Here is a 25,643-nt window from a genome sequence, read left to right as displayed (position 1 = left end):
GTGCGGGCCTCAGGTCACGGCCAGCGGAATGGCGAGGCTGATGCGTTCGCGCGAGGCGGTCGCCACCAGCCGGTAAGTGATCGTGGCCACCGCGGTCTCGGCTTCGGTAGCGTGCGCGGCCACCTCGACCGCTTCGACTTCGATGCGCCGCTCCCAGCGGGTCAGCGCGCGTTGCACCGCATCGCGCATGCGCGCATGGGTGGCCGGGTTGTTGGGCTCGAACAGGAAGCGCGCCAGGCCGGCGCCGAACTCGGGCACGCCGACGCGTTCGCCGGGTTCGGTCTTCAGGATCACCGCGATCGATTCGCGGATGTTGTCCTCGCCCGACGACCAGACGAAACGGCCGTCGGCGCCGACCCGCGGCGGGAACGACAGGCTCCGACCGAAGATGCTCATGAGGATTCCTTCTTGCCCTTGAGCCCGGGCACCGGGAAACAGATCACGAAGTAGGGCAGCCAGCGGAAGATCAGGTCGAACAGGATGACGATGATGATCAGCAGGATCAGCGCGCAGATGGTGATGATCGGAATCGACAGCGAGCAGATCATGCCGATGTTGATGCCGCCGCTCTGGCACGGCGCGCCGTCGCCGGCGGGTAGGTCCTTGTGGAACGGCCACGGCAGCACCGACAGCACCAGGTCGACCAGGCCCATGCCCTTGGCGCGTTGCACCTGGCCGCACAGCATGTCCGAGAGCACGAAAGCGGTGTTCTTCTGATATTTGCGCAAGCCGGCGGGGCTGGTGTCGGCCGGCAGCGAGATGCGGATCGGCCGCGCCGGCGCATCGGAATCGAAGAAGCTCGCCAGGCGGAAGCGTTCGGTCGGCGCCGACAACAGCGGCGGATGCAGCGGGCCGCAGTCGCGGCGGCCATGGACGAAGCGCAGCACGAACCAGCCGCCGTCGCCGAGGTTGGCGCCGAGGTTGTTGCCGAGCGCGTTCTTGACCTGCAACGCGAACGGCACCGGAGGCGCGTCGGTTTCGGTGGTGGCTTCGAGTGCGCGCGCGTACAGCGCGGTGAACCGGTCGACCTTGCGCGCCACGTCCTGGCCCGGCACGTTGCCGGCGACCGGGTCGGGGTCGATCGAGGCATCGTCGCCGAGGCTGTCGAGCGCGCTGTACGGCCCGTTCGCGGCCAGGCTTTGCTCGACCCCGGCCAGGCAGAAGCTGAAGCGCGGCCAGTCCGGCAGGCCGCGGGTGTCGGGCGTGGCGGCGAAGGTCGCCGTGCTCGCTTCGAGCTTTTCGCGCACGCCGGGGGCGCGGATCGCCTTGAGCGCGGCGCGCATCGAGGCGGCGACCGGGTATTGCGCGGTCGGTTGCAGTGCGGCGATCAAGGGCGCGCTCATGACCACCGTGCCGAGCCAGTCGTACAGGGCGCGGCGGTTGCTCGACAGCGCGGCGTAGCCGGCGCCGTTGTTGTCGATGGCGTTCCAGACATCGGGCAGATAGCTCTGCAGGTGGTCGGCGCAATCCAGCAGCACCAGCCACGACGCGCTTTGCTGCTGCAGGTTGAAATTGAACGCACGGGTGACGCGATCGCCGGGCGGTTCGGCTTCGTCGCCGATGGTCGGCGTCGAGGCCGGCGCGGCGGCGAGCTTGAAGGCCGAGCGGATCATGGTCTTCCACGGCTCGCTGACGTCGATCTGGAACTGCGCGGTACGCGCGAGCTTGGAGTTCGCCGGTGCCGGAACGCTCGGCGACAGTTGCTCGCGCTGGGCGGCCGCGTACGCCGGCGACGGCGCGGTATCGACGCGGCAGCCGAGGTATTCCTCGCGCCGGCCGACGGGGACGCTGCCGGCCCACAGCGCACGGCGATGCTGGCCGTCGTCGAGAAAACTCAAGGCGAACGCTGGCAGGCGGTCCTCGCCGGGCACGAAGTCGGTGTTGTCGTTGCAACGCTGCCAACGCGCGCCCTGCAGATCCTTCAGATAAGCGAACTCGTGCAGCGTTCCGCTGGCGTCGCCGGGCACCGGCATCAGGCGCCGCAGCACCATGCCGACTTCTTCGCCGCCGCCGCGCACCAGCGCGTGCTCGGGCAGGCCCTGGATGCCGCAGACCAGGCTCGCGGTGGCCAAGTAATGGCGCTGATGCGCGGGCTGATACAGCTTCAACGGCGGCGCATCCGCGTCGGCCGGGGCCAGCCGCGGCTTCGGCAGCCTGGCTGCCGCACTGCGGCTGGAGGCCTGCACCAATTGCGGCATCGGCGCGCGTTCGACCAGGTCGGGTGGGTCGACCATCGGCTTGCGCCAGGTCTCGTGGCGCGCGACCAGCTTGTCGATGCGGGTCGGGTCGCGCGCCAGGGTGCCGAGCAACTGCTCCATGAAGTCGTCGCTGGCGAAACGCAGGATCGCCGGGCGCGCCTGTTCGGGCGTGGCCGCGGCGCCGGCGGCGTCGCCGAAGCGCGACCACAGCGGTTGCGGCGCCTGCCAGCGCAAGGGATGGGCGTTCATGGCGTCCTCCGCGGGCGTGGCGGGCGATCTCGGCGCGTGGCGGTCATCGGCTTCACCAGATGTTCCCCGCGCCGGGGGTGTAAGAGGCGCTGATGATGCTGTTGCAGATCACCGTGTCGGCTTGCACGACGCCGGAGAAGCGCGACATCGCCGAGTCGACCGTGACCATGCCGGCGCTGACCGCGACCTGGCTGGCGTTGACGGTGACCTTGGCCGCGGCGGTGACGGTGATGCCGGACATTTCCAGCTTGACCGAGTTGCCGTTGCTGTCTTCGATCTCGACCGCGCCGGGGCCGTCCTTGAGGGTGAAGCTCTGGCCGCCCGGCGTTTCCAGCAACAGCTGTTCGCGGCCGTCCTGGTCGTCGAGGGTGATCTTCACGCCGTTGCGCGAGCGCAGCACCTTCTTGTAGTTGTTGCCGGCGCCGTCCATCGACTCGGGCGGCTGGTCGCGGCCGTTCCACAGGCCGCCGATCACGTAAGGGCGGCGCGGGTCGCCGTGTTCGAAACAGACCAGCACTTCATCATCGACATCGGGCACGAACCAACTGCCGCGGTTGTTGCCGCCGAACATCGTCGCCAGCCGCGCCCAGCCTTCGTAGCGCTGGCCGCTGGCGTCGGGCGACCAGGGCAGGGTGATCTGCACGCGGCCCTGGTTGTCGGGGTCCTTGATGTCGGTGACCAGCGCCACCAGCACGCCGTACCAGCGCCCGCCCCAGCCGCTCGGCAGGCGTTCGCTCAGCAGTTGTTCGAACGGCGGCAGCTCGACGATGCGCATGGCTCAGCCCCGTCCGATCGCGGGCCGGTCGCACCAGAACTCGGTGCGCACGCCCAGTTTGGGATCGAAGCGGATCTGCACTTCGGTCACGGTGTAGTCGCCTTCGAACAGCGGCCCCACGCCCTTGATGCTCAGCTTGTTGCCGACCCGCAGGGCGTCCTTGGTTTCGGCCACGCCGTGGCCGGTGATGAAGCGCCGCGCCATATGGCGGAAGCTGGCTTCGGCCAAGGCGCGCGCTTCGCCGTCGGAACTCGGCAGGCCGTGGGCGAGCGCGTCGACGCGTGCGCCGAACGCCTGTTGCAGGGTCTCGGCGCCGCTGGGACCGCCGTTGAGTTCGGCTCGGATCGCGGCTTCGTCGGCCTCGTGCTTGGCCACGCGCTTGTCGGCGACGCTCCAGCCGGCGCCGACCAGGCGCGTGCGCTGATGGGCGAGGTCGGCGCAGACCTCGAACTCGCGCAAGGGCCCGGCCCAGGACAACTCGAGCGACTGGCCGTTGCGCTGCGCGCGTTGCGCCGCTTTGAGCTGGCTGCCCTCGACCCAGATCTGCGCGTCTTCGCGCCGGGCCAGGTCGCGCAGGAAGGCCAGGTCGCTCTGGTTGACTTGGGCCAGCAACTTGTAGGTTTCGCCTTGCACGTCGACCTGCGCCTGCAGGCCATGGTCGCCGGCGATGCTGCGCAGGATGTCGGCGAGGCTGGCGTCGGCGAAGGCGCGGGTGCGCCGGGTCATGCGCAGGTCTTGCAGACGATCTTCGGCGCAGACGCCGATCTGCGGCGTGCCGCCGTCGGGGAACTTCGCCGACAGCGCGCTGATCCGGCCCTCGAACAACTTGCCGTCGCCGAGCTTGATGGTGAGCGGCTTGCCGAATTCGAGCAGGTCGCGGCCGAAGTGCTGGAAGCCGCCCTTGTCCGGGCCGCCCCAGTTGCCGAACACCAGCTCGCAGCGGGCCAGGCCGGCCTCCGACTCGACGATGTCGAGCGACATCAGCGAGCTGGTCAGCGTGGCCTCGCGCTTGCCGTCGATTTCCACCGACGGACGCGAAGCTTTGATCGGCAATGTCGCGGTATCGCCCATGGGCTGGCTATGGCTCCGTCAATGCGCCCACACGCGCAGGGATTGCTGGTCGATGTGGCGTAACGCCATCTGCACGTCGCGCGGTTCGAGCTTCTCCGGAGCCTCGCCCTCGGACTTGGCGCCGCTGTTCGCATCGGACTTCGCCGCCGGTCGCGGCTCGGCCAACACTTCGAATTCGTTGATGACTACCGCCATGGCCGGGTTCCTTATCCGAACGAGATCGAGCCGCCGGCGCTGCCGCCGAGGGATGCGTTGAGGCCGACACTGGCGCTGGCATCGGCATCGATGCCAACGCTGCCACCCATGCCGGTGCCGAAACCGGCGCTGACCGAGGCGCTGCCGCCGATGCCCGCGTCGACGCCTATGCCGACACCGCCGCCGATGCCGGCACCGCCGCCGATCGAAGCGCCGGCGGAAAGATTGAGATCGACCAACTGACCCGGCGACATGCGCAGCGGGTCTTCGATGCCGTTGGCCGAAGCGATGCCCTGCCAGTCCGGCTTGCCGCTCCTGCCGGCCATCGACTGCAGCGAGTCGCCCTCGTTGGCGCTCTTCAACGGCGCCTGGCCGGGCTGGTTGGGCACCTTGCCTTCGCCCTCGAACTTGGCTTCGAGGATCTTCTGCTGCGACAGGGTCATGGTGATGCTGGAGCGCAGCGGTTTTCCGTCGGGCGAGAAGAACTCCAGGGTCTCTTCCATGCCCTCGACCATGCCGTCGAACAGAAACGTGCCCCAGTGAAAGCGCAGTCCCGGCGGCGAGAGTTTCTTCGGGTCTTCCTCGGACTTCTGCGGGGTCATGAAATAGACCACGTCCTGGGTCAGGCGGCGGACGTCGTCGACCGCGTCCTTCTCCATCGCGGTGACGTCGAACCACAACTGCAGCGCGAGCTTGGTGGTTCCGGCACCGACGAACTGGCGGCCAGCGTTGCCGGCGGCTTGGTCGCCGCCCTGCGGTTGCACGATCTGGTTGGCGAAGGTGACCTTCAGGGTTTCCGGATTGAACTGCACCGCGACCTTGCGCCCGCCGGACTTCTCGTTGGCGAAGCTCTGGTCGAGTTCGATCAGCTGGGCTTTTTCCAGGCTCATGACGTGGCCTCCGCGCGTTTCATGCGTCGAGCTCCTTCAGGGCCAGGGTCTCGTAGGCCACCTGCAGTTCTTCGATCGCCACCTGGCCGTCGCGCGCGTTCAGCGCCGGCGCCTTGAGCTTGACCGGCAGGCAGCGCGAGAGCTGGAAGCGCGCGCGCACGGTGCTGCCGTCGGCGGCGAACAGCACCACCTCGGCATTGGCGCGCAAACGCGGGTTGGCGATGCTGTCCTTGAACCAGCGCCACAGGTCGAAGTTTTCGGTCATGCCGCGCTTGAGGGTGAGCTGGCCGTAACTGACCATGCCGTTGAGGCGGATCTGGCGATCGTTGGCGCCGCCTTCGCGGATGGTCTTCACTTCCATGTTCACTTCCAGGCCGTCGCATTCGGCGAACGCGGCATTGACCAGCGGCTTGGCGTCGTCGCCGCGGTTGATCTCGACGGCGAAGTTGAAATTGGTGAACGGGTAGGGCTGGGCGGCCATGCTCAGAGCTCCTCGATCACGGCCAGGCGCTCGCCGTTCTGGGCCAGGCGCACGGCGATGAAACGCATCGGCAGCGACGGCGCCACCCGCAGTTCGACCACGAAGCGGCCGGCGTCGACCGACTGCGGCGTGTTGACGCCCTCGTCGGTGACCACGCGGAAGGACTGCGCGGCGGTGGCGCCGGCGAAGGCACCGCGTTGGAACAGATCGGTCAGCAGCAAGTCGAAGCCGCGCTGCACCGAACGCCACAGCACCGGCCCATTGGGCTCGAACACGTAGCGAGTGCCGTGGCGCAGCGCCATGCGCCGCAGCAGGATCAACAAGCGGCGCACGTTGATCGGCCGCAGCGCTTCCTCCAGGGCCAGGGTGTCGGCGGACAGGGCGAAGAAGCCGCGCGGATCGTTGCGCAGCAGATTGATCTGCGCGTCCTGCAGGGCCTGGCGATCGCTGTCGGCGATCGGCGGGGTCAAGGCGACCACATCCTTCATCGGTTCGTTGGCCGCGGCGATCCAGGCGCCGCGTATGGAGGCCCGCTTCGACAGCACTCCGACCGATACGCCGTCCGGCGGCACCACCCGTAAGGGGCGCTGACCGGCGCTGTCGGTGCCGCTCGCGCGCGCATCCGACTGCAACCAGGGGAAGTACAGTGCGCCGTAGCTCAGGGCGCGGGCTTCGTCGAAGCCGAAGGCGTGCGGATCGCTCGGCCCGGCTTGATCGGTCGGCATGCGCACGGCGCGCAGGCGCTGGGTATAGCGCAGGGCCTGAGCGGTGCGGAAATGGCGCGGCATCGACAGCACCGCGAACAGATCGCCGCAGGCCGCGGCCAGGCGCAGGCTGGCCCGATGCACCTCGAGCCAGTCGGCCTCGTGCAGGTCCCCGGCGAGTTCCGGTGCGATCTGTTCCCAGTCGTCGGCGCGTACGCGCACCGTGACCGGGTTGGAGCCTTGGCTGCTTTCGTCGCCGACCCAGGCGAACACGCGATAGTGATACAGGCCTTCGCGTTGGCTCATCGCCACGTACTCGCCGTCGGCGCCGCGGTAGATCTCGCGCTCGTCGCTGAAATCGGCGCTGCCGGCCTCGAACAGGGCATAGACCGCACCGGGCTCGCTCTCGGTCCAGCTCAAGCGATAAGTACCAGGCGGCATCGGCGCGTCGGGGCCGTCGAGCAGCGGCGCTTCGATCAGGCGTGTGCCGCAATCGAGGAAGCGACCGAAATCGGGTGTTGCCAAGACGGAGTCGGCCGGCACCGTCGCCAGGCAGGCGCCGCGATGCGCGCGCCAATGCGCCGGCGTCGTCACGAGTGGTGCTTGCGTGGGTTCCGGGTCGTCCGCACCGCGCCGTTGCCAGCCGCAGTGGACGGCGTCGGGCACGGCGATCAGGCTGGCCTCGTTGAACAAGCCGCCGGCACCGATGCCGAACACCGCGTGCAGCCCGTACAGCGGGCGCGTCTGCTCGCGGATCAGGCGGATGTCGTCGGCATGCGCGAGCAGGGCGTCGACGCCGTCGTCGGCGAGTTCCGGGTCGAGAAACAATCCGCTGTCGAACGCTGCCAGGCCATCGCGTTCGAGCGCGGTCTCGCCGCGGTGCAGCGGGCCGACCGCCGCGCCGAACAGACCGCTCGCACCGAGCGGCAGCCAGGCCAGGGGTAATGGCGCCTCGTCGGGCGCCAATGGAAAACGTTGCAATTGCGCCGGCGCCGCGGCGGCGAGATCGTCGTGCACGCGATAGAAATCGCTGTCGCACTGCAGTTCCCAGAAGTTGCCGGGCCGGCTCGGCGTCAACGCCAACTGGCGCAGACGCGCTTGCGGACCGTTCTCCGAGGTCGCAAGCAGTTCGATTTCCAACACTTGCGCCGAGGCCACCGTGCCGAGCGGCGCGGCGGCGAGGTCGACGCTGCGCCAGGCCGGACCATGCACGGTCGCGAGCACCTGCAAGGTCGTCGTCAGCTGCGGGCTCGCCGACAGGTCCGGCGCGCGGTCGGCTTCGTCGATGCGCAACCAGTGGACCGCGCCGGCGGCATCGAAACGCACCCAGGCGCCGATCGCGAAGGCGGATTCGGGCAGCGGCTCGTCGAAGCGCAGGGCAAGCGGCGCGGGTTCGGCGGCCGAATCCGGATCGCTGTCGAAGCCCGGCGGCGCCAGTAGAGTCGCTGCAAACGGCAGTTCCAGACCGGCGAGGCGGGCGACACCGGCAAGCTCGCCCGGCGGCGAGGCCTCGGCGACGACGCGTTCGAACGCGGCCAGCATGCACACCGAGACCTGGTACGGCGCCGCCGGAGTCGCGCCGGCCGCGACGTCCTCGACGCGGGCATAGGCGCAATCGCCGACGCTGCGGCCGAACTGCAGCAGGTCGCCGCTGCGCAGCGCTTGCCGGGTCAGGAATTCGTATCGGCCCGAAGCCGGCGAATCGACGCCGGACCAAGCGTCGAGGGCGAAACCGCGCGACTGCACCGACACGCTGACGCGCAAGGGGTCCGACCAGGAACCTTCGCAGCGCGTGGCGACGATGGCCGGTTCGGCTTCGCCGCTGGCCGCGGCGATCGACAGCATTCCGGACAGGGCGAAGCGGTTGCCGACGGCGACCGCGAGCGAGGGATCGGCGCCGCCATCGTCATCGGCGTCGACCTCGGCGCGCACGCGCTCCATCTCGGCGCTGCGCGCCACCCGTATCACCCAGCAGCGGCGACCGCCGTTGGCGAAGAAGGCGCGCACCGACGGGCCCAGATGCGCATGCACGCGCTCGCCGCGGCGTTCGTCCCAGGCCAGCGCCGCGTCGGCGCCGAACGCGGTCGCGTACTGCGCAGCGCTCTCCACTGCGACCGGCAGGTGCAGCGGGCCGGTCGAGGCGAAGCCGACGAACACCGCCACGTCCAGGCGCGGCAGGGCCTCCGCCGCGAGCGGCGGAGCCACGTCGACCTGGATGCCCGGCAGCCGGCGCGCGTTCGCCACGATCCTCACTCCATCTCGAGCCGTTCGTAGGACAGCGTCAGCTCTTCCAACGCCACATCGGTGCCCTTGGCGTTGAACGGCCCGCTGGTGTGTTTGATGATCCGCGCGCGCAGCAGCTTCCAGGTCTGCACGATCTGGGTGTGGTCCTCGTTCTGCAGATGGATCGTCACCGTGCGCATGGCCTTCTGGTCGCCGTTGCGGATCTGGTCGAGCCATTGGTACAGGTTGAGCGAACCGATCACGCCGCGTTTCATCGTCACGTCGGTGGATTTGTTCATGCCGGTGATCTTCATCACGCTGTTTTCTTTGGCGTTGCCGGTGCGGTACTCGGACACGGTGACTTCCATGCCGATGCCGCTGAGCTCTTGGAACCCGGCCTGCGGCCCGTCGGTGACCCCGTCGCCCAGGTCGACGAGGAAATTGAACTGCACGTACGGGCGGTCGCGAAGGGTGGCCATGACGTTGCTCTCCGATCAGACTTTGCGGTCGGCCGTCCACTGGCCGATGCGGAAGATGACGAATTCGGCGGGCCGCAGCGGCGCCACGCCGATCAGGCAGATCAGGCGGCCGTTGTCGAGATCGTTCTGCGACATGGTCGAGCGGTCGCATTTGACGAAATACGACTTCTCCGGCTTGTCGCCGAGCAGGGCGCCGCTTTGCCATTCGTTGAGGAGGAAGTCCTCGATGGTGCGGCGCACGTTGGCCCACAACTGTTCGCCGTTCGGCTCGAACACCGCCCACTGCGTGCCCTTGTCGATGGAGCGCTCCAAATAGGCGAAGTAGCGCCGCAGGTTGACGTACTTCCATTCCGGGTCGGAGCTGATCGTGCGCGCGCCCCACAGGCGCATGCCGCGGCCCTCGAAATAGCGGAAGCAGTTGATCCCTTCAGGGTTCAGCACTTCCTGTTGCGCCTTGTTGAGGAAGCGCTCGAAGCCCAGGGCGAGGTTGACGACCTCGTTGGCCGGCGCCTTGTAGACCGCGCGGTTGACGTCGTTGCGGGCGTAAATGCCGGCGACGAAGCCCGACGGCGGCATGTGGGTCTCGCGCTGGGTCAGCGGATCGAGCACGCGCACCCAGGGGTAGTACAGCGCGGCGTGCTTGGAATCGAGCTGGGCGCGCATCGCCCGCACTTCGCTGATCGCTTGGTTGTCGCCGCTGTCGAGCACGGCGATGCAGTACTTCATGCGCTCGGCGTGGCGGATCAGGGCCCGCACGATCGACGGCGCATGGGTCGCATAGCCGGCGCCGTAGCCGAAGGTCGAACCCGGCGCGGCGACGATCGAAATGTCTTCCAGGTCCTCGAACTGGCGCAGGCCGGTCTTGCGGTCGGCGCTGTCGACCTCGCCCTCGTAGGCAGACGCGAACGGGCGCAGGCCGTCGTCGCCGTCGTCGATCAGGATCGCCAGGCTGCGTTCGGCCGGCGTGCTCTGCGAGTTCTGCATGGCCGCGCGCAAGCCCGCCGGCGGCGACACCGATGCGTTCGGGTCGGCATCGAAGAAGGCGCCGAGCAATTCGGTGCCGGTGCCGATGGCGGCGACGTCTTCGGCGCGGATCACGATCGGCAGGGTGCGGGCGCGGCTGAGGCTGGCCGGGAACTCGGCGAAATAGGCGAACAGCGAATCCGGCGAACCGGCGCGCTGGTGCAGCGGGTCCAACGGCAGGTCGGGGGCGACGAAGGCGTCGCCGCCGCCTAGCGGCTGCACGACCACCGTTACGGTGACCACGCGCAGCTCGTAGTTGGCGGCGCTGAGGTCGGTCAGGGTGGCCTCGGCGGTGCCGATGTCGTCGCCGCTGGAGACGAAGGCCCAGCTTTCGTTGGCCGCATCCCACAGGGCGAGGTAATAACCGTCCTCGACCGCCGGCGACGGCGCGCCGGCGCGCGGCCGGATCCACACCACGTCGCGCGATTGCAGCGAGTTGGCGAAAGTAACGCCGTCGACGTCTGAGAGCAGGCTCTGGCCGACGTTGAAGGTGAAGCCGACCCGCGCGTTGCCGGCGCGACCGGGGAAGCGCGCGTACACCATCATCGACGAGGGGCTGCCGGGCAGGCCGCCGCGGGCGCAGCCCGGGCGTTCGTCGGTCGCGTCGATGGGGGTGAACACGCGGCTGACGTAGAGGCGCTTGCCGCCTTCCTCGAAGAAAGCGCGCACACCGTGCCAGAGGTAGTTGTCGACTTCGCCGGCGTCCTGGAACACCAGTTTGTCGCGACCGCCGTAGGTGCGTTCGAACTCGACCAGGCTGGTGACGATTTCCGGCTCGATGTCGAGCGGGCCGTAGCGGGCAGGACCGACGAAGCCGGTGGTGGTGGTGCTCACGCCCTCGATCGATTTCGCGCGGAAGGAGACTTCCTCGACGAAGACACCGGGAGCCAGGTACTCAGACATAGCAGTTCTCCTTGCCTAAGACGGCGCATGTCTTGGCGCGCGTGTCGGCGTAGTGGCGCGGCGCGGTCATGCGGTGGATACCAACAGCCAGGAAGCGTCCGCCGCCGGCTGCCCTTCGGTTCTGGCCGTCATCGGCCGGCGGTACTCCAGGCGCCGGGGCGGCGCCGGCGACGACAGCGAATCGATCACCGTGCAAGGCGTGGCCAGTTGCGCCAGCACGTCGGCGAGATCGGGTACGGCGGGCGCTTCGATCGGCGGCGAGGCCGGCGACCAGAACGCGCTGAGCTCGACCGTCCAGCGGAAATCGCTGCGCGCTTCCGGCGGCGACGACAGCGGCGTGCGCGGCGGCTCGGGGTAGGGATAGATCACCGCCACCCGGCCGTCGCGGTCGGCCATGCCGATGCCGCGCGGCGCGCCGTCGATGTCGACCGCGAGCAGGCTCCAGGCCGGCACGCGCTGGGTGCCGGCCTCGCGCAACTGCGCATAGGTCACGGCGAGCGGTTGCGGCAGGGGGCGGCTCGGCGCCGAGAACAGCGGAATGCGCTCGATCAGCAACTGCGGCGGCGACGAAGCCGTGCCGGGCAGGGCGAGCGGCTGCGGCGGCGAGACCCAGGGCGCCAGCCAGGTGAACAGCCCGCGTGCAGGCAATTCGGCATCGAAGGCCAACGGCAGAAAGCGCCCGAACGGGTCGCTGACTTCGATGCGGTAGCCCGAGGCCGGCGGCGACGCGTTCAACGCATCGATCCAGGGTTGTTCGACCGGTTCGCGCTGGTCGAACTCGAAATCGATCAGGCCGCTGACCCGATGCGCCACGTAGATGCCGCTCGGGTTGGGCAGGGCGCGCTTGCGCGCGTTCGGCGCGTTGCGCGGGTAGACCTCGACGACCAGGCCGTCGATGACCGAGCTGGCCCTCGCCATGTCCCAGAAACGCAGACCGAGCGCGGCATTGCGTTGCAGCACTTCGAGTTCGAACAGGACCGCGCTCACGTGATCGCCTCGTGCACTTCGAAGCGGCGGCTCTGCACCGCGGCGCCGTCGTCGACGCTGACGTCGGAATCGATCAGCACCATGCGCAGGGCATAGGTCGCCGAGGACGGCAGGCGCCGCAGGCGATCCCACAGGGTCAGATAGTCGTTGAGCGACAGCGGATCGCAGACCACCTCGATGCCTTCCTGCGCGCCGAAAGTGTCGGTCTCGGGCATGTAGTGATTGAGATGGCCGGCGCTGAGCACGCTGGTGTCTTCCATCAAGCGCATCACCCAGCCGAGCATGCGCTGCTGGCGTTCGGTGTCCTGCGCCCAGGGCGTGATCATGTAATGCAGGTCGAGCGGCAGCGACGGCCGATAGCGGCGGCCGTCCGGCGAACGGCGCAGGGTCAGGTTGCGCATGGCGCCGTTGACGGCGACGCGGAACAGGTAAATCGAGAAGCCGTCCTGCATCGGCGACTCGAAGTCGCGCGCCTGATACAGGCTGATGTCGAGGCCGGCGCCGAATTCGTCGCGCGGGTAGCGATCGCGCAGCAGGCCGGCCAGTGCGGTACTGGTGGCGGCGATGGCGCGGTAGTTCGCCATGGGCTCAGTCTCCGCGCCGTTGCGTCAGCAAGGCGCCGAGCAGCGCATCGCCGGCGAGCCGTCGGTAGCGCCTGCGGCCGTCGGCCGCCACGGTCTCCTCGATCACCCCACAGCGTTTCATCCAGTCCAGCGCCTCCTGCAATTCGTCCATGGCGACCTCGTGTTCGCTTCCGAACCACCAGCGATGGATGCCTTCGGCGGTATCGCACGCTTGCGGATTGGCTCGCATATAGCTGGCCAATGCCTTCACACATGCCGATACCGCGGAGCTTTCGTCCATCGCGATCGACCCTCTGCGCATCAGATCAATGCAAGAGCGATGCCAACGGCGACGGACGAGGCAAACGCTTGCGCGGTGGGCGTCGTCGATGCGGGATGCCGAGCGAGGGCGGATATTTTGATCCGGGCGCGAACCCGACGGCCGTCACAATGCCGGCCGCGAACGCCGTGTTTTCAAGCCTGCGCAGCCAGGATGTTTTTGTCCGCGCGGTGCGTGGCTTTGTCCGGTGAGCGCACGGGTCGGGCCGTCGCAGCGTCGAACGACGCATATCCGGAAGACCGTTCGGTCGTACATGCAGGCACGACGATGCCGCGGGCACGGCGGTTACCGTCTCGTCGCGGATAACGCTGCGATCAGGTGAGCTGCGACTCGAACGCGCGGAAGCGCTTGGGTTCGATGCGGTGCTTGCGCATCAGCTCGAAGAAGGCGCGGCGGTCCTTCTTGGCCGCTATCGCGGCGTGGGTGACGTTGCCGGCATGCGCGGCGAGCAGGTGCTCGACGTAGCCGCGCTCGAAGTCTTCGACCACGCGCTGTTTCGCCGCCCGGAACGAATCGGCGGCCAGGTCGAACGAGGGCGGCAGGGACAGATCGGGCGAAGCCGGTTCGATCTCGATGTCTTCCGCGACCAGCACCTGGCCGCCCGACAACAGCACTGCGCGCTCGATCACGTGCTTGAGCTCGCGCACGTTGCCGGGCCAATCGTGGCGCAGCAGGCGTTCGAGCGCACCGTAGGAGAAACTGGCCGGCGCACGGCCGAACTCGCGGGCGAAATGGGCGGCGAAGTGCCGCGCCAGGATCGGCACGTCCTCCGGCCGTTGCCGCAGCGGCGGCAGAGTGATGTTGAGGACGTTGAGGCGGTAGTACAGATCTTGGCGGAAGCCGCCGCTCTGCGAGAGCGTGCACAGATTGCAGTTACTGGCGGCGATCACCCGCAGGTCGGCGCGATGGACGGTGTTGGAGCCGACCGGCCGGTACTCGCGTTCCTGCAGGAAGCGCAGCAGCTTGGCCTGCGCCGACAGCGGCAGGCAGTCGACGTCGTCGAGAAACAGAGTGCCGCCCTCGGCCTCGCGCACCAGACCCGGGCAGGCGCTGTGGGCATGGGTATAGGCGCCTTTGACGTGGCCGAACAGTTCGTTCTCGACCAGCTCGACCGGTATGGCGCCGCAGTTGACCGCGACCCAGGGGCGGTCGGCGCGCATCGACAGGTAATGGATGGCCTGCGCGCAGACCTCCTTGCCGGTGCCGGTCTCGCCGGTGATCAACACGCTGGCGTCGCAGCGGGCCAGGGTCGGCAGACGCGTCGCGATCGCCGCGCAGGCCTTGCTGCCGTGGACGAAACCGCGGATGTGCGGTTCCTCCTCCTGCACCGGCTCGCCGCGGCAAGGCGCCGCAGCGGTATGCAGCGCACGATGCAGGCGCACCCGCCATTCCGACACGGTCGAGGGCAGGGATACGAAGTCCGAAGCGCCGGCCAGGATCAGGGCATCGAGCTCGCTATCGCCGGCATCGCGGGTCGCCACCACGATCGCCAATTGCGGGCGCTCGTGCCGGATCGCCGCGATCGACTCGGCAATCGTCGCCAGCCCATCCAAGCCCGGGACCAGGACGATGCCGTCGGCGCCCTGGATCGCCGCCTGCAGATAACCCGATGGCGACAGCTCGACCGAGGCGCAACACGACAGCGCCGCGAGCACCTCGCGCACGTCGCGCACTTCTGCAGGCGCGCTTCCGAGCGGAACCACGGCCCATCGGGGGACTTCCATCGCACGCCTCCATGACCGGGACAGTCCGCCAGATACCCGCGCAACCGACCACGGCGCGGCGCCGTGGGGCGCCAAGCCAAGCCGGAGGTTTTCGAGGTGTTGCAGGACGATCAACGCGGCGCCATCCCCGCGCCGGTCACGCTCGGGGTGTTCGTTTACGTAACATCGGGGGGATTCCGACCGGCGGTAGCGCCTCGCTCCGAGCCGGGAGAGGCTCCCGGACGCATCGATGCAGAGGCGAAATTATCGCTTCAAGGTATTGATAACGATTGAATAATTGGCCGGGCTCGTCAGCGAGTTCCGCGCTCGATCTACTTAACCCGATGCTTCCCCAGCTTCCGGGCCAAGGTCCTTCGATGCATCCCCAGCCGCCTGGCGGTCTCGGAGATATTGAAGTCTGTCTCGGCGAGCATCTCGTGGATGCGCTCCCATTCCAGGGTCTTGATCGAGGTCTGGCGTTCGGTCAGCTCGACCGTGGCGTCGCCGCCGGCGCGGCCGAAGGCGGCTTCGATGTCGTCGGTGTTCGAGGGCTTGGCCAGGTAATGGCAGGCGCCGAGCTTGATCGCTTCGACTGCGGTGGCGATGCTGGCGTAGCCGGTCAGGACCACGATCAGCATGTCGGGGTCGTGGGCGTGCAGGGCCTGCACGCAGGCCAGGCCGGAATCGCCGCCGGCCAGTTTGAGGTCGACCACCGCAAAACCGGGCGAGTGTTCGCGCAGCAGGGCGTCGACTTCGCTGAGGTCGGTCGCATTGCGTACCAGATAGCCGCGGCGCTCGAACGAGCGGGTCAGGGTGCGGGCGAAGGCGGCGTCGTCTTCGACGATCAACAGTTCGCGCGGCCCGTCCCGGGGCGGGCCGGGATCTTCACTCTTGAGGTCACTGCTCATCGGCGGCCTCGACCAGGGTCAGCGCCGACAGCGGCAGGGTCATCGTGACGATAGCGCCGCGCGGGCTGCGGTTCTGCGCAGTGATGCTGCCGCCGAGGGTGCGGGCGACGTTGAGGGCCAGGAACAGGCCCAGGCCGCCGCCGGGGCGGCCCTTGCTCGACTGATAGGGCTTGCCGAAGTGCGAGAGCATCGCTGGGGCGAAGCCGGGGCCGATGTCGCTGACCTTCAGCACCAGGCGGTCGTCGTCGCGCGAGGCTTCCAGGCCGATCCAGTCGGGCGAGGCTTCCAGGGCGTTGTCGAGCACGTTGCAGATCATCTGCTTGAGGCCCGAGTCGGAGACGATCGGCAGATCTTCGCCGAAACCATTGGCGTAATCGAATCCGCGCACCGGCCGGGTCGTTCGCCACTCGTCGACCAGTTCGTCGAGGAAGGCGCCGACCGTGGTTTCCGCCGGGGCTTCGCCGCGGGTTTCGCCGGCGGAAAGCAGGATGCCGGTGACGATGGTCTTGCAGCGGTGCAACTGGGTCTGCATCTCGTCGAGCTCCTGCAGCAGCTCGGGTTGCTCGGTGAACGGCGCCATGCGCCGCCAGTCGCCGAGAATCACCGACAGCGTCGCCAGCGGCGTGCCGAGTTCGTGTGCGGCGCCCGAGGCCAGCAGGCCCATGCGCACGATGTGCTCTTCCTCGGCTGCGCGTTGGCGCAGGTCGGCCAGGCGCGCGTCGCGGGCGCGCAGGATGCGGCCGATGCGGGTGATGAACACCACCAGCAAGGTGGCGTTGAGGACGAAGCACAGCAGCATGCCCTGGACGTAGGGGTCGGCGAGGCCGCGGGTCGGGTCGGCCGGAATCACCACGGGCCCGGCGAACATGGTCAGGGCGATGAAGCAGGCGCTGGTCGCGAACACCACGGCCCAACTCGCCCACGAGCGCAGCAACACCGCCGCCAGCGCGACCTGCAGCAGGTACAGGAACACGAACGGATTGGCGGCGCCGCCGCTGAGGTACAGCTGCGCGGTCAGGGTGACCACGTCGACCAGCAGCGCGAGGAACAGGGCGCCGTTGGTGACCTTCTCGCGGTGCCGCCAGCGCAGCAGGCTGACCAGGTTGAACGCGGCCAGGCAGGCCAAGACGATCGCCATCGGCGCCAACGGCAGGGCGATGCCGAAGGCGAAGTGGACGAAGACGATGGTCGCGACCTGGCCGATCACCGCGATCCAGCGCAACTGGATCAACTGGTGCATGTTCTTGACCCCGGCGCTGTCGCGCGAGGCCGTCGAGGCGGGCGCTTCGGCGTCGAGCGTGCGCGGTAGCGGCAAATCCTGCATCGGCGGCCCTCAGCGGATGACGTCGAGCGATGCGGCGGCGCGGCGGCGCCGACGTTCTTCCAGCGCCACCCGCCATGCGGCGGCAGCGACCATCAGGGCCAGCCCGAACCAGGTCAGCGCATAGACCAGATGATTGTTGGGAAACTTTATCACCGTCAGTCCGCCGACCGGCCAGGCCGGCTCGGCATTGGCTGCGACGGGGCCTTCGTCGCGACGGTCGGCGTCGATGAAGTAGGGCGCCACGCGCTGCAGGCCGCGGGCGGCGGCGATGGCGGCCACGTCGCGCGAGTACCAGCGATCCTGCTGCGGCGCGTTTTTGCGCAGGAAACCGCCGCCGGGCTCGCTGAGGCGCAGCAGGCCGGTGACCCGGGTGTCGGCCGAAGCGGCCGCGGCAGCGGCTTCGCGCTTGCCCGGGACGAAGCCGCGGTTGACCAGCACGATCGGGCCGGCGTCGGTCTGGAATGGAGTCACCAGCCAGAACCCGGGGCCGATCGCGGTCACGGCCTGGATCAGGCTGTCTTTTCCGCCCAGATACCGACCTTCGAGCTGGACGTGGCGGTACTCGTCGCGGGCGGCGCTGACCTGGGGCCAATCGGCCGGCCCGGGCGCCGCGCCCGGCGGCGCATGTACGCGGGCTTCGACGCGTTCGATCAGATCGAGCTTCCAGGCGCGGCGTTGCACCTGCCAGCCGCCGAGGACGATCAGGCCGAGGAAGGCGGCGAAAAAGATCGACGACAGGACCGCCAGGGCGAAGCGGCTGCGCGGGCGCTTGGCGGTGTTCGCGGTCATGGTCGGGGCCTCTTCATGGATCGCCGATAGGGCGTTCGGTGTTGCTCGATTTCAAGCTCGTGCAGCGGCCTACGTACTCCTCATCCGTCATCCCCGCGAAGGCGGGGATCCAGAGACTTCAGAGTCATGTCGCGGTGAAACCCTGGGTTCCCGCCTTCGCGGGAACGACGGGCAAAAAGAACACGGCGAGAACCGAAGACCCGAAACTCGATTCCCGATTCCCGATTCCCGAATCCCGAATCCCGAATCCCGAATCCCGAATCCCGAATCCCGAATCAAGGCATGTTGCGCATGTCGTGCGGAGCCATCGGCATCATGTTGACGTTGAGGTGGTGCATGACCCACAAGGAACCGGCCAGCAGGATCACCACCAACACCAGGGTGAAGATCAGCGCGAGCATGTTCCAGCCGCCCTCCGACTTCGTGTTCATGTGCAGGAAATACACCATGTGCACGACGATCTGGACCACGGCGAAGGCCAGCACCACGAAGGCGGCGGTGCCGGAGTTCGGGATCACCTTGGCCATGATCAGCCAGAACGGAATCGCGGTCAGCACCACCGACAGCAGGAAGCCGATGGTGTAGCTGCCGACGCTGCCGTGGGCGCCGTCGTCGTGGTCGTCATGGCCGTGGCCATGATCGTGCGCGGCGTGAGTGGTGGGCTCGGTCACGGCAGCACTCCCATCAGGTAAACGAAGGTGAAGACGCCGATCCAGACGACGTCGAGGAAATGCCAGAACATCGACAGGCACAGCAGGCGGCGGCGGTTTTCGGCGCTCAGGCCGTGCTTGCCGACCTGCACCATCAAGGTGGCCAACCAGACGATGCCGAAGGTCACGTGCAGGCCGTGGGTGCCGACCAGGGCGAAGAACGAGGACAGGAACGCGCTGCGCTGCGGGCCGGCGCCTTCATGGATCAGGTGGGCGAACTCGTACAGTTCCAGGCCGATGAAGGCCAGGCCGAACAAGCCGGTGATCGCCAGCCAGCCCTGCACCGCGGCGATCTTGCGCTTCTGCATCGCGATCATCGCGAAGCCATAGGTGATCGACGACAGCAACAGCATCGAGGTGTTGATCGCGACCAGTTGCAGGTCGAACAGGTCGGCGCCGGACGGGCCGGCGGCGTAGCTGCGCCCGAGCACGCCGTAGACCGCGAACAGGCAGGCGAACACCAGGCAGTCGCTCATCAGATAGAGCCAGAACCCGAGCAGGGTACCGTTCTCCGGATGGTGCTTGCCCTTGAGGTCGAAGAAGACCGGGCGCCCGTCGGGCGTGTGGGTGGCGATGGCGTGAGCGTCAGACATGGGCGGCGGCCAGTTGTTGCGTGCGCTTGGCTTCGGTGGCGGTCACTTGCTCCGCCGGGATGTAGTAGTCGCGCTTGTAGTTGAAGGTGTGGACGATGGCGGCGATCAGCATGGCGGCGAAGGACACGCCGGCGACCAGCCACATCTGCCAGATCAGGGCGAACGCGCACAGCGTGCTGAGCCCGGCGATGACCACGCCCGCGGCGGTGTTCTTGGGCATGTGGATCGGCAGGAAGCCCGAGGTCGGACGCTGGTAACCGCGCTGCTTCATGTCGTGCCAGGCGTCGTTGTCGTGCACCACCGGGGTGAAGGCGAAGTTGTAGTCCGGCGGCGGCGAGGAGGTCGACCACTCCAGGGTGCGGCCCTGCCACGGGTCGCCGGTCTCGTCGCGCAGCTCGTGGCGGCGACGGATGCTGACCACGAACTGGATCAGCATGCAGGCGATGCCGATGGCGATCAGCACCGCGCCGAAGGCGGCGATGACGAACCAGATCTGCAGCGATTGATCCTCGAAGTGGCTCATGCGCCGGGTCACGCCCATCAGGCCGAGCACGTACAGCGGCATGAAGGCGAAGAAGAAGCCGGTGATCCAGAACCAGAACGAGCACTTGCCCCAGAACGGGTCGAGCTTGAAGCCGAAGGCCTTGGGCCACCAGAAGTTGATGCCGGCGAACAGGCCGAACAGCACGCCGCCGATGATCACGTTATGGAAGTGGGCGATCAGGAACAGGCTGTTGTGCAGGACGAAGTCGGCCGGGGGCACCGCCAGCAACACACCGGTCATGCCGCCGATGGTGAAGGTGACCATGAAACCGATCGTCCACAGCATCGGCACCTCGAAGCGGATGCGGCCGCGGTACATGGTGAACAGCCAGTTGAAGATCTTCGCGCCCGTCGGGATCGAGATGATCATCGTGGTGATGCCGAAGAACGAGTTGACGCTGGCGCCCGAGCCCATGGTGAAGAAGTGGTGCAGCCACACCAGGTAGGACAGGATGGTGATGACCACCGTCGCATAGACCATCGAGGCGTAGCCGAACAGGCGCTTGCCGCTGTAGGTCGAGACGATCTCGGAGAAGATGCCGAAGCAGGGCAGGATCAGGATGTAGACCTCCGGGTGGCCCCAGATCCAGATCAGGTTCACGTACATCATGGGGTTGCCGCCCAGATCGTTCGTGAAGAAGTTGGTGCCCGCGTAGCGGTCGAGCGAGAGCAGCAACAGCACCGCAGTGAGCACCGGGAACGCCGCAACGATCAGCACGTTGGTGCACAGCGAGGTCCAGGTGAACACCGGCATCTTCATCATGCTCATGCCCGGTGCGCGCATCTTGACGATGGTCGCGATCAGGTTGATGCCCGATAGCAAGGTGCCGACGCCGGCGATCTGCAGCGCCCATATGTAGTAGTCGACGCCGACCCCGGGACTGTAGGCGATGCCCGACAGCGGCGGATATGCCAGCCAGCCGGTCTTGGCGAACTCGCCGACGAACAGCGAGACCATCACCAGGGCCGCGCCGCAAGCGGTCATCCAGAAGCTGAAATTGTTGAGGAACGGAAACGCGACGTCGCGCGCACCGATCTGCAGCGGCACGACGTAGTTCATGAAGCCGGTGACCAGCGGCATGGCCACGAAGAAGATCATGATCACGCCGTGGGCGGTGAAGACCTGGTCGTAGTGTTCGGGCGGCAGGTAGCCGGCGTTGTCGCCGAACGCCATCGCCTGCTGCAGGCGCATCATGATCGCGTCGGCGAAGCCGCGCATCAGCATGATCAGGCCCAGCACGATGTACATGATGCCGATCTTCTTGTGATCGATGCTGGTGAACCACTCGTTCCAGAGATAGCCCCAGAGCTTGTAGCGGGTGATCGCGGCGACCACGGCGAGGCCGCCCAGCACGACCATGGCGAAGGTCGCGATCAGGATCGGTTCGTGCAGCGGGATCGAGTCCCAGGTGAGCCGGCCGAAGATCAGCGTGGCGAGGTTGGATTGGTCAGACATCTCGACTCCAGAAGTCCGCGGGCGGACTCGGCGCGCGTTCGGCGCGCCCGGTGAATGCGTTTACGAAACAGGTCAGGGGGCGAGCGTGGCCACGCCCAGGGTCGAGCCGGCCGAGGGTTCGGTCAGGCACATCGCCGAGGTCACCACCGGGCCGCCGCGCAGGTCGCCCTTGCGGCGCGGCGCCAGCGCATCGGTGTTGAGGCCGAGGCCGCCGCCGGCGTCGATGGCCATCATCTCGTCCATGCACATCTTGCTGCTGTCGACGCAGCGGTTGAGGATCGCCTTGTACAGGCCGGGGGCGACGCTGGCGTAGCGGCGCACCGGTTCCTTCTCGCTGGGCTTTTCCAGTTCCAGGTAGCCGGCGCGCTCGAGCGTCGCGCCGCTGGCGCGATTCTTCGCCACCCAGGCATCGAAGCCGGCCTGGTCGAGGCCGTGGAAGCGGAAGCGCATGTGCGAGAAACCGGCGCCGCTGTAGTTGGCCGAGAAGCCTTCGTAGTCGCCCGGCTTGTTCATCACCGCGTGCAACTGGGTTTCCATGCCGGGCATGGCGTAGATCTGTCCGGCCAGCGCCGGGATGTAGAACGAGTTCATCACCGTGGAGGCGGTGATCTTGAACTGGATCGGGCGATCGACCGGCGCGGCGAGTTCGTTGACCGTGGCGATGTTCTGCTCGGGATAGAGGAACAGCCACTTCCAGTCCAGCGCCACCACCTCGACCACCAGCGGTTTCACGTTGGCCGGCACCGGACGATTCTTGGCGATACGGTCGAGCGGGCGATAGGGATCGAGCGTGTGCGTGCTCATCCAGGTGATCGCGCCGAGCGCGATGATGATCAGCAGCGGCGCCGCCCAGATCAGCAGCTCGAGCTGGGTCGAATGATCCCAGTCCGGTTTATAGGTGGCCTTGGTGTTGGAGGCGCGGTAACGCCAGGCGAAATACAGGGTCAGCGCGATCACCGGCACGATGATCAGCAGCATCAGCACGGTCGACACCACGATCAGGTCGCCTTGCTGCGCGGCGACGTCGCCGGGCGCGTTCAGCAAGATCGTGTTGCAGCCGGCCAGCGGCAGGATCGCCGCGGCCATGAACAGGCGGCGGAGCAGGGAGGGGCGGAGCAGGGGTTCGATGGCGGTCATCTAAGGAGCAAGCAGCACGATCGAGGCCGCGGCAGTCGCGGCGATGCGCGCACTGTAGAGGCGCAGGACTGTGACGACGATTGGACGTTTTGTCCTATGGCAGCGCCGGGCCGGTGGTGGGAAGCTAGCGTCGTCCCGGTAGCCGGGCGCTCGTCCTTTGCCGCTTTTGGGGCCTGGGGCGTCGTTTCCGGTTCCGTCGCTGTCGGACGCGCTTTAACTGAACGTACCCGCCTGTTTAGGCACAGTGTCCAGGCCCGGTCGCCACGACCATGCCGCGGCGCCCACCACCGAATCGACGATGCATACGCCAAATCACGCAAACCCGGATTCCTCCATGACCGTTTCGGTGCACGACACCGGTTCGCATGCCGAGGTCGCGCCCGGCGACATCGCGGTCGGCGTGGTGATCGGCCGCGCTTCGGAGTACTTCGACTTCTTCGTCTACGGCATCGCTTCGGCGCTGGTGTTTCCGACGGTGTTCTTCCCGTTCCTGGGCCGTCTGGAAGGCACGCTGTGGTCGTTCGCGATTTTCGCGTTGGCGTTCGTCGCGCGTCCCATCGGCACCGTCGCCTTCATGTGGATCCAGCGCCGCTGGGGCCGCAGCACCAAGCTGACCGTCGCGCTGTTCCTGCTCGGCACCTGCACCGCCGGCATCGCCTTCCTGCCCGGTTTCGGCAAGATCGGCGTGCTCTCGATCGCGTTGTTGTCGCTGTTCCGGGTCGGCCAGGGCATCGCCCTCGGCGGTTCCTGGGACGGCCTGCCGTCGCTGCTCGCGCTCAACGCGCCGAAGCACCGCCGCGGTTGGTACGCGATGCTGGGCCAGCTCGGCGCGCCGGCCGGTTTCATCATCGCCGCCGGTCTGTTCGCCTATCTCAACACCAGCCTGGCGCCGAGCGACTTCCTCGACTGGGGCTGGCGCTATCCGTTCTTCGCGGCGTTCGCGATCAACGTCGTCGCCTTGTTCGCTCGCCTGCGCCTGGTCGTGACCCACGAGTACGAGCGCGAACTCGGCGAACACGAACTCGAACCCACCGACGTGGTCGAGCTGTTCCAGCAGAAGGGCCGCCACGTCGTCATCGGCGCCTTCGCCGCGCTGGCCAGCTATGCGCTGTTCCATATCGTCACGATCTTCCCGTTGTCGTGGATCCTGCTGTATTCGGACCAGTCGGTGAGCCAGTTCCTCGGCGTGCAGATCGTCGGCGCGCTGCTGGCCTGCGGCTCGATGGTGGTATCGGGCGTGATCGCCGACCGCTACGGCCGCCCGCGCACGCTGGCGGCGCTGGCCGCGGCGATCGCCATGTTCAGCGGTTTCGCACCGACCCTGCTCGGGTCCGGCGAAGTGGGCCAGGACGTGTTCATCCTGATCGGCTTCATCCTGCTCGGCCTGTCCTACGGCCAGGCCGCCGGTTCGGTGACCGCCAACTTCGGCTCCAAGTACCGCTACACCGGCGCGGCCTTGACCTCGGACCTGGCCTGGCTGATCGGCGCCGCGTTCGCGCCGCTGGTGGCGCTGGGCCTGTGCGCGCACTTCGGCCTGGCCTTCGTCGGCGTGTACCTGCTGTCGGGCGCGATCTGCACCCTGGCGGCGCTGGGCGTCAACCGCGCCCTGAAGCTGCGCAGCTAAACCGCTGCGTGTTCCGACGCGCCGCCCGGATCTCGTCCGGGGCGCGTCGTGCGGGCCGACCGCTTACCGTCGGGTCGGCCCGTCGTCGTTTCATTCTTTCGCCACTCGCGATCGCGACGCATCCGGCCGGTGGCCGGAGCGTCCGATCGCGCGCGTCGTTCAATGCGCGTGCTGTTCCTGCGCCTTGATCAGGCTGGCCGGACGCATGTCGGTCCAGTTCGTCTCGATGTAGTCCAGGCAGGCCTGGCGCGCGCCGGGGCCGTGCACGCTGCGCCAGCCGGCCGGGACTTCGGCGAATTCGGGCCACAGCGAGTGCTGGTTCTCGTCGTTGACCAGGACCAGGAAGCTGCCGTTGGGGTCGTCGAAGGGATTGCTCATGTCGTGCTCCTGCTTGCGGTTGCGATGAAGGGGAAGGCGAGCGGTGCGGTGTTCGCCGGTCCCGAGGGTGGAAGGATGCCGTGCTTGGGTTACCGATCGGATCGATCACGCATGATCCGGATCGGCGCTGCGATCAGTACGTGACCACGGTCCGCGATTGCGAACGCAGGGCCGGCCGGTCCGCATGCGGGATCGACCGTTCCAGGTCGCTCAGGTAATCGTCGACGCCCTGGTCGTGGCCGGGGGTCACGGTCATGTGCAATGCGGCCGGGTTCGACAGCCGGCTGATGTACCAGCCGCGCGCTTCCATGGCGTCGCCGACGTCGTGGATGTCGTAGCGGTCGGAAGCGAAGGCGATCACGCTGAGGTCGGGCTTGCCGAGCAAGTGCAGGCCCGGGATGCGGTCGATGCCTTCGATGTAGCGGTCGCGGATGTGCATCACCCGCTGGGCGAGTGCGCGGTAGCCAGCCTCGCCGAGGTAGTGCATCACCGCCCAGGCTGCGGCGACGGCGCCGCCAGGGCGGGTGCCGGTCAGGGTTTCGGTGCGGTAAATGCCCTTGGGCCAGTCGAAGTACTCGAAGTACTGGTGTTCCTGGTCTTCGGCATCGGCGTACAGGATCACCGAGGCGCCCTTGGCGGCGTAGCCGAACTTGTGCAGGTCGGCCGACAGCGAGCGCACGCCGGGCACGCTGAGGTCGAAACGCGGCAGGCCGCTCATGAACTTGGCCACGTGCGGGGCGAGAAAGCCGCCGATGCAGGCGTCGACGTGCAGCCACACGCCGCGTTCGAGCGCGAGCCGGCCGATGTCGGCGATCGGGTCGATGGTGCCGAACGGCAGCGACGGCGCCGAGGCGACGATCATCATGGTGTCGTCGTTGATGTGCTGGGCCAGGATGTCGGCGCAGGCGCGGTAGTCGGCGCCGATCGGCACCCGCACTACGTCCAGGCCCATCAGGTCGGCGGCCTTGTCGTAGGCCGGATGCGCGCTGGTCGGCAGCAGCAAGTGCGGACGCGCCTGCGGACGCCGCTCGCGGAAGGCGCGATGGGCGCTGCGTACTGCCAGCATGATGCTTTCGGTGCCGCCCGAGGTCATGGTGCCGCCGGCATCGTCGCCGCCGCCGAGCAGCGACAGCGAGATGTCGATGATGTCGTCCTGCATCCGCTTCAGGCTCGGGAACGCCGCCGGCGCCAGGGCGTTCTCGCTGATGAACATCGCATAGGCCTGGCGGGCGACGTCGAGCACGTCCTCGCCGGCGTAATAGACGTGCAGGGGCGTGCGGCCGTGGCGCCAGTCGGCGTCGCCGCTGCGCAGATCGGACATGGCTTCCTGCAGCTCGCTCCAGGCCTGGCCGCGCGAGGGCAGGGTCTTGCGACCGTTGAAATTGAACCGCGTCATG

24 protein-coding genes are annotated in these 25,643 nt (G+C 67.8%); 1 reads left to right on the top strand and 23 read right to left on the bottom strand.

From position 1 onward, the window contains the following. Window positions 1-9 precede the first annotated feature (9 nt). The 21 genes from ACKN61_RS12990 to cyoA all read right to left on the bottom strand — a co-directional run bounded on the left by ACKN61_RS12990 (window position 10) and on the right by cyoA (window position 22,244). Window positions 10-396, bottom strand: a complete 387-nt coding sequence (locus ACKN61_RS12990) for a GPW/gp25 family protein (RefSeq protein WP_031372396.1) — start codon at window positions 394-396, stop codon at window positions 10-12. Then, window positions 393-2,447: a hypothetical protein gene (locus ACKN61_RS12985; RefSeq protein ID WP_408949896.1), complete on the bottom strand. Its 2,055-nt coding sequence runs from the start codon at window positions 2,445-2,447 to the stop codon at window positions 393-395. Before ACKN61_RS12985 ends, ACKN61_RS12990 begins: the two co-directional genes overlap by 4 nt. A gap of 52 nt (window positions 2,448-2,499) precedes the next feature. Continuing rightward, complete coding sequence (locus ACKN61_RS12980; RefSeq protein WP_057918049.1) at window positions 2,500-3,222, bottom strand: phage baseplate assembly protein V; 723 nt, start codon at window positions 3,220-3,222, stop codon at window positions 2,500-2,502. Between the two features lie 3 nt (window positions 3,223-3,225). Next, the gene (locus ACKN61_RS12975; protein WP_408949895.1) at window positions 3,226-4,293 is read right to left on the bottom strand and encodes a phage late control D family protein; all 1,068 of its coding nucleotides are present in this window, start codon (window positions 4,291-4,293) and stop codon (window positions 3,226-3,228) included. 18 nt (window positions 4,294-4,311) lie between these two features. Then, window positions 4,312-4,488 (bottom strand): hypothetical protein, encoded by a 177-nt coding sequence (locus ACKN61_RS12970; protein WP_223620218.1) that lies wholly within the window; start codon window positions 4,486-4,488, stop codon window positions 4,312-4,314. 11 nt (window positions 4,489-4,499) lie between these two features. Further along, on the bottom strand, window positions 4,500-5,378 hold the full coding sequence (locus ACKN61_RS12965; protein ID WP_408949894.1) for a hypothetical protein: 879 nt from the start codon (window positions 5,376-5,378) through the stop codon (window positions 4,500-4,502). 19 nt (window positions 5,379-5,397) lie between these two features. Continuing rightward, window positions 5,398-5,859: a phage tail protein gene (locus tag ACKN61_RS12960; RefSeq protein ID WP_408949893.1), complete on the bottom strand. Its 462-nt coding sequence runs from the start codon at window positions 5,857-5,859 to the stop codon at window positions 5,398-5,400. Window positions 5,860-5,861: 2 nt separating this feature from the next. Next, complete coding sequence (locus tag ACKN61_RS12955; protein ID WP_408949892.1) at window positions 5,862-8,807, bottom strand: phage tail sheath C-terminal domain-containing protein; 2,946 nt, start codon at window positions 8,805-8,807, stop codon at window positions 5,862-5,864. A 5-nt stretch (window positions 8,808-8,812) separates the two neighbouring features. Continuing rightward, window positions 8,813-9,265 carry a phage tail protein gene (locus ACKN61_RS12950; RefSeq protein WP_031372403.1) on the bottom strand — a complete coding sequence of 151 codons (453 nt, stop codon included), beginning with the start codon at window positions 9,263-9,265 and terminating at the stop codon, window positions 8,813-8,815. 15 nt (window positions 9,266-9,280) lie between these two features. After that, a complete protein-coding gene (locus ACKN61_RS12945) occupies window positions 9,281-11,191 on the bottom strand; it encodes a phage tail sheath family protein (RefSeq protein WP_408949891.1) in 1,911 nt (636 codons plus the stop codon). A 66-nt stretch (window positions 11,192-11,257) separates the two neighbouring features. Beyond that, entirely contained in the window at window positions 11,258-12,178 is a 921-nt protein-coding gene (locus tag ACKN61_RS12940) for a hypothetical protein (RefSeq protein ID WP_408949890.1), read from the bottom strand. Continuing rightward, on the bottom strand, window positions 12,175-12,762 hold the full coding sequence (locus tag ACKN61_RS12935) for a DUF4255 domain-containing protein (protein ID WP_408949889.1): 588 nt from the start codon (window positions 12,760-12,762) through the stop codon (window positions 12,175-12,177). Before ACKN61_RS12935 ends, ACKN61_RS12940 begins: the two co-directional genes overlap by 4 nt. 4 nt (window positions 12,763-12,766) lie before the next feature. After that, the gene (locus ACKN61_RS12930) at window positions 12,767-13,042 is read right to left on the bottom strand and encodes a hypothetical protein (RefSeq protein ID WP_408949888.1); all 276 of its coding nucleotides are present in this window, start codon (window positions 13,040-13,042) and stop codon (window positions 12,767-12,769) included. 353 nt (window positions 13,043-13,395) lie between these two features. Then, window positions 13,396-14,805 (bottom strand): sigma-54-dependent transcriptional regulator, encoded by a 1,410-nt coding sequence (locus ACKN61_RS12925; protein WP_408949887.1) that lies wholly within the window; start codon window positions 14,803-14,805, stop codon window positions 13,396-13,398. Window positions 14,806-15,116: 311 nt separating this feature from the next. Further along, window positions 15,117-15,692, bottom strand: coding sequence for a response regulator transcription factor (locus tag ACKN61_RS12920; protein WP_408949886.1), 576 nt, complete (start codon window positions 15,690-15,692; stop codon window positions 15,117-15,119). Then, window positions 15,682-17,016 (bottom strand): ATP-binding protein, encoded by a 1,335-nt coding sequence (locus ACKN61_RS12915; protein WP_408949885.1) that lies wholly within the window; start codon window positions 17,014-17,016, stop codon window positions 15,682-15,684. Before ACKN61_RS12915 ends, ACKN61_RS12920 begins: the two co-directional genes overlap by 11 nt. Before the next feature lie 9 nt (window positions 17,017-17,025). Further along, entirely contained in the window at window positions 17,026-17,805 is a 780-nt protein-coding gene (locus ACKN61_RS12910) for an SURF1 family protein (RefSeq protein ID WP_408949884.1), read from the bottom strand. Between the two features lie 275 nt (window positions 17,806-18,080). Further along, window positions 18,081-18,476, bottom strand: a complete 396-nt coding sequence (gene cyoD / locus ACKN61_RS12905; RefSeq protein WP_031372412.1) for a cytochrome o ubiquinol oxidase subunit IV — start codon at window positions 18,474-18,476, stop codon at window positions 18,081-18,083. Continuing rightward, window positions 18,473-19,108, bottom strand: a complete 636-nt coding sequence (cyoC, locus tag ACKN61_RS12900) for a cytochrome o ubiquinol oxidase subunit III (RefSeq protein ID WP_408949883.1) — start codon at window positions 19,106-19,108, stop codon at window positions 18,473-18,475. Before cyoC ends, cyoD begins: the two co-directional genes overlap by 4 nt. Beyond that, window positions 19,101-21,077, bottom strand: a complete 1,977-nt coding sequence (gene cyoB, locus ACKN61_RS12895; protein WP_408953819.1) for a cytochrome o ubiquinol oxidase subunit I — start codon at window positions 21,075-21,077, stop codon at window positions 19,101-19,103. Before cyoB ends, cyoC begins: the two co-directional genes overlap by 8 nt. A 102-nt stretch (window positions 21,078-21,179) precedes the next feature. Continuing rightward, a complete protein-coding gene (gene cyoA / locus ACKN61_RS12890) occupies window positions 21,180-22,244 on the bottom strand; it encodes a ubiquinol oxidase subunit II (RefSeq protein WP_408949882.1) in 1,065 nt (354 codons plus the stop codon). 334 nt (window positions 22,245-22,578) lie between these two features. Between cyoA and ACKN61_RS12885 the strand changes: the two genes are divergently transcribed. Continuing rightward, window positions 22,579-23,868 (top strand): MFS transporter, encoded by a 1,290-nt coding sequence (locus ACKN61_RS12885; RefSeq protein WP_408949881.1) that lies wholly within the window; start codon window positions 22,579-22,581, stop codon window positions 23,866-23,868. A 159-nt stretch (window positions 23,869-24,027) separates the two neighbouring features. Here ACKN61_RS12885 and ACKN61_RS12880 read toward each other — a convergent pair whose 3' ends face one another. Beyond that, entirely contained in the window at window positions 24,028-24,246 is a 219-nt protein-coding gene (locus tag ACKN61_RS12880) for an MbtH family protein (protein ID WP_031372417.1), read from the bottom strand. A gap of 133 nt (window positions 24,247-24,379) precedes the next feature. Continuing rightward, entirely contained in the window at window positions 24,380-25,642 is a 1,263-nt protein-coding gene (locus ACKN61_RS12875) for a pyridoxal phosphate-dependent decarboxylase family protein (protein ID WP_408949880.1), read from the bottom strand. Window position 25,643 lies beyond the last annotated feature (1 nt).

This window comes from Lysobacter sp. Hz25 (genome assembly GCF_046097045.1).
In the GTDB taxonomy this organism is placed as follows: domain Bacteria; phylum Pseudomonadota; class Gammaproteobacteria; order Xanthomonadales; family Xanthomonadaceae; genus Lysobacter; species Lysobacter antibioticus_B.
This window is presented reverse-complemented; position numbering and strand designations above follow the sequence as displayed.

Excerpts from the sequence above, each read along its gene's own strand:
- ACKN61_RS12990 (WP_031372396.1), bottom strand. The coding sequence starts at position 396 with ATGAGCATCTTCGGTCGGAGCCTGTCGTTCCCGCCGCGGGTCGGCGCC.
- ACKN61_RS12985 (WP_408949896.1), bottom strand. The coding sequence starts at position 2,447 with ATGAACGCCCATCCCTTGCGCTGGCAGGCGCCGCAACCGCTGTGGTCG.
- ACKN61_RS12980 (WP_057918049.1), bottom strand. The coding sequence starts at position 3,222 with ATGCGCATCGTCGAGCTGCCGCCGTTCGAACAACTGCTGAGCGAACGC.
- ACKN61_RS12975 (WP_408949895.1), bottom strand. The coding sequence starts at position 4,293 with ATGGGCGATACCGCGACATTGCCGATCAAAGCTTCGCGTCCGTCGGTG.
- ACKN61_RS12970 (WP_223620218.1), bottom strand. The coding sequence starts at position 4,488 with ATGGCGGTAGTCATCAACGAATTCGAAGTGTTGGCCGAGCCGCGACCG.
- ACKN61_RS12965 (WP_408949894.1), bottom strand. The coding sequence starts at position 5,378 with ATGAGCCTGGAAAAAGCCCAGCTGATCGAACTCGACCAGAGCTTCGCC.
- ACKN61_RS12960 (WP_408949893.1), bottom strand. The coding sequence starts at position 5,859 with ATGGCCGCCCAGCCCTACCCGTTCACCAATTTCAACTTCGCCGTCGAG.
- ACKN61_RS12950 (WP_031372403.1), bottom strand. The coding sequence starts at position 9,265 with ATGGCCACCCTTCGCGACCGCCCGTACGTGCAGTTCAATTTCCTCGTC.
- ACKN61_RS12945 (WP_408949891.1), bottom strand. The coding sequence starts at position 11,191 with ATGTCTGAGTACCTGGCTCCCGGTGTCTTCGTCGAGGAAGTCTCCTTC.
- ACKN61_RS12935 (WP_408949889.1), bottom strand. The coding sequence starts at position 12,762 with ATGGCGAACTACCGCGCCATCGCCGCCACCAGTACCGCACTGGCCGGC.
- ACKN61_RS12930 (WP_408949888.1), bottom strand. The coding sequence starts at position 13,042 with ATGGACGAAAGCTCCGCGGTATCGGCATGTGTGAAGGCATTGGCCAGC.
- ACKN61_RS12925 (WP_408949887.1), bottom strand. The coding sequence starts at position 14,805 with ATGGAAGTCCCCCGATGGGCCGTGGTTCCGCTCGGAAGCGCGCCTGCA.
- ACKN61_RS12920 (WP_408949886.1), bottom strand. The coding sequence starts at position 15,692 with ATGAGCAGTGACCTCAAGAGTGAAGATCCCGGCCCGCCCCGGGACGGG.
- ACKN61_RS12915 (WP_408949885.1), bottom strand. The coding sequence starts at position 17,016 with ATGCAGGATTTGCCGCTACCGCGCACGCTCGACGCCGAAGCGCCCGCC.
- ACKN61_RS12910 (WP_408949884.1), bottom strand. The coding sequence starts at position 17,805 with ATGACCGCGAACACCGCCAAGCGCCCGCGCAGCCGCTTCGCCCTGGCG.
- cyoC (WP_408949883.1), bottom strand. The coding sequence starts at position 19,108 with ATGTCTGACGCTCACGCCATCGCCACCCACACGCCCGACGGGCGCCCG.
- cyoA (WP_408949882.1), bottom strand. The coding sequence starts at position 22,244 with ATGACCGCCATCGAACCCCTGCTCCGCCCCTCCCTGCTCCGCCGCCTG.
- ACKN61_RS12885 (WP_408949881.1), top strand. The coding sequence starts at position 22,579 with ATGACCGTTTCGGTGCACGACACCGGTTCGCATGCCGAGGTCGCGCCC.
- ACKN61_RS12880 (WP_031372417.1), bottom strand. The coding sequence starts at position 24,246 with ATGAGCAATCCCTTCGACGACCCCAACGGCAGCTTCCTGGTCCTGGTC.
- ACKN61_RS12875 (WP_408949880.1), bottom strand. The coding sequence starts at position 25,642 with ATGACGCGGTTCAATTTCAACGGTCGCAAGACCCTGCCCTCGCGCGGC.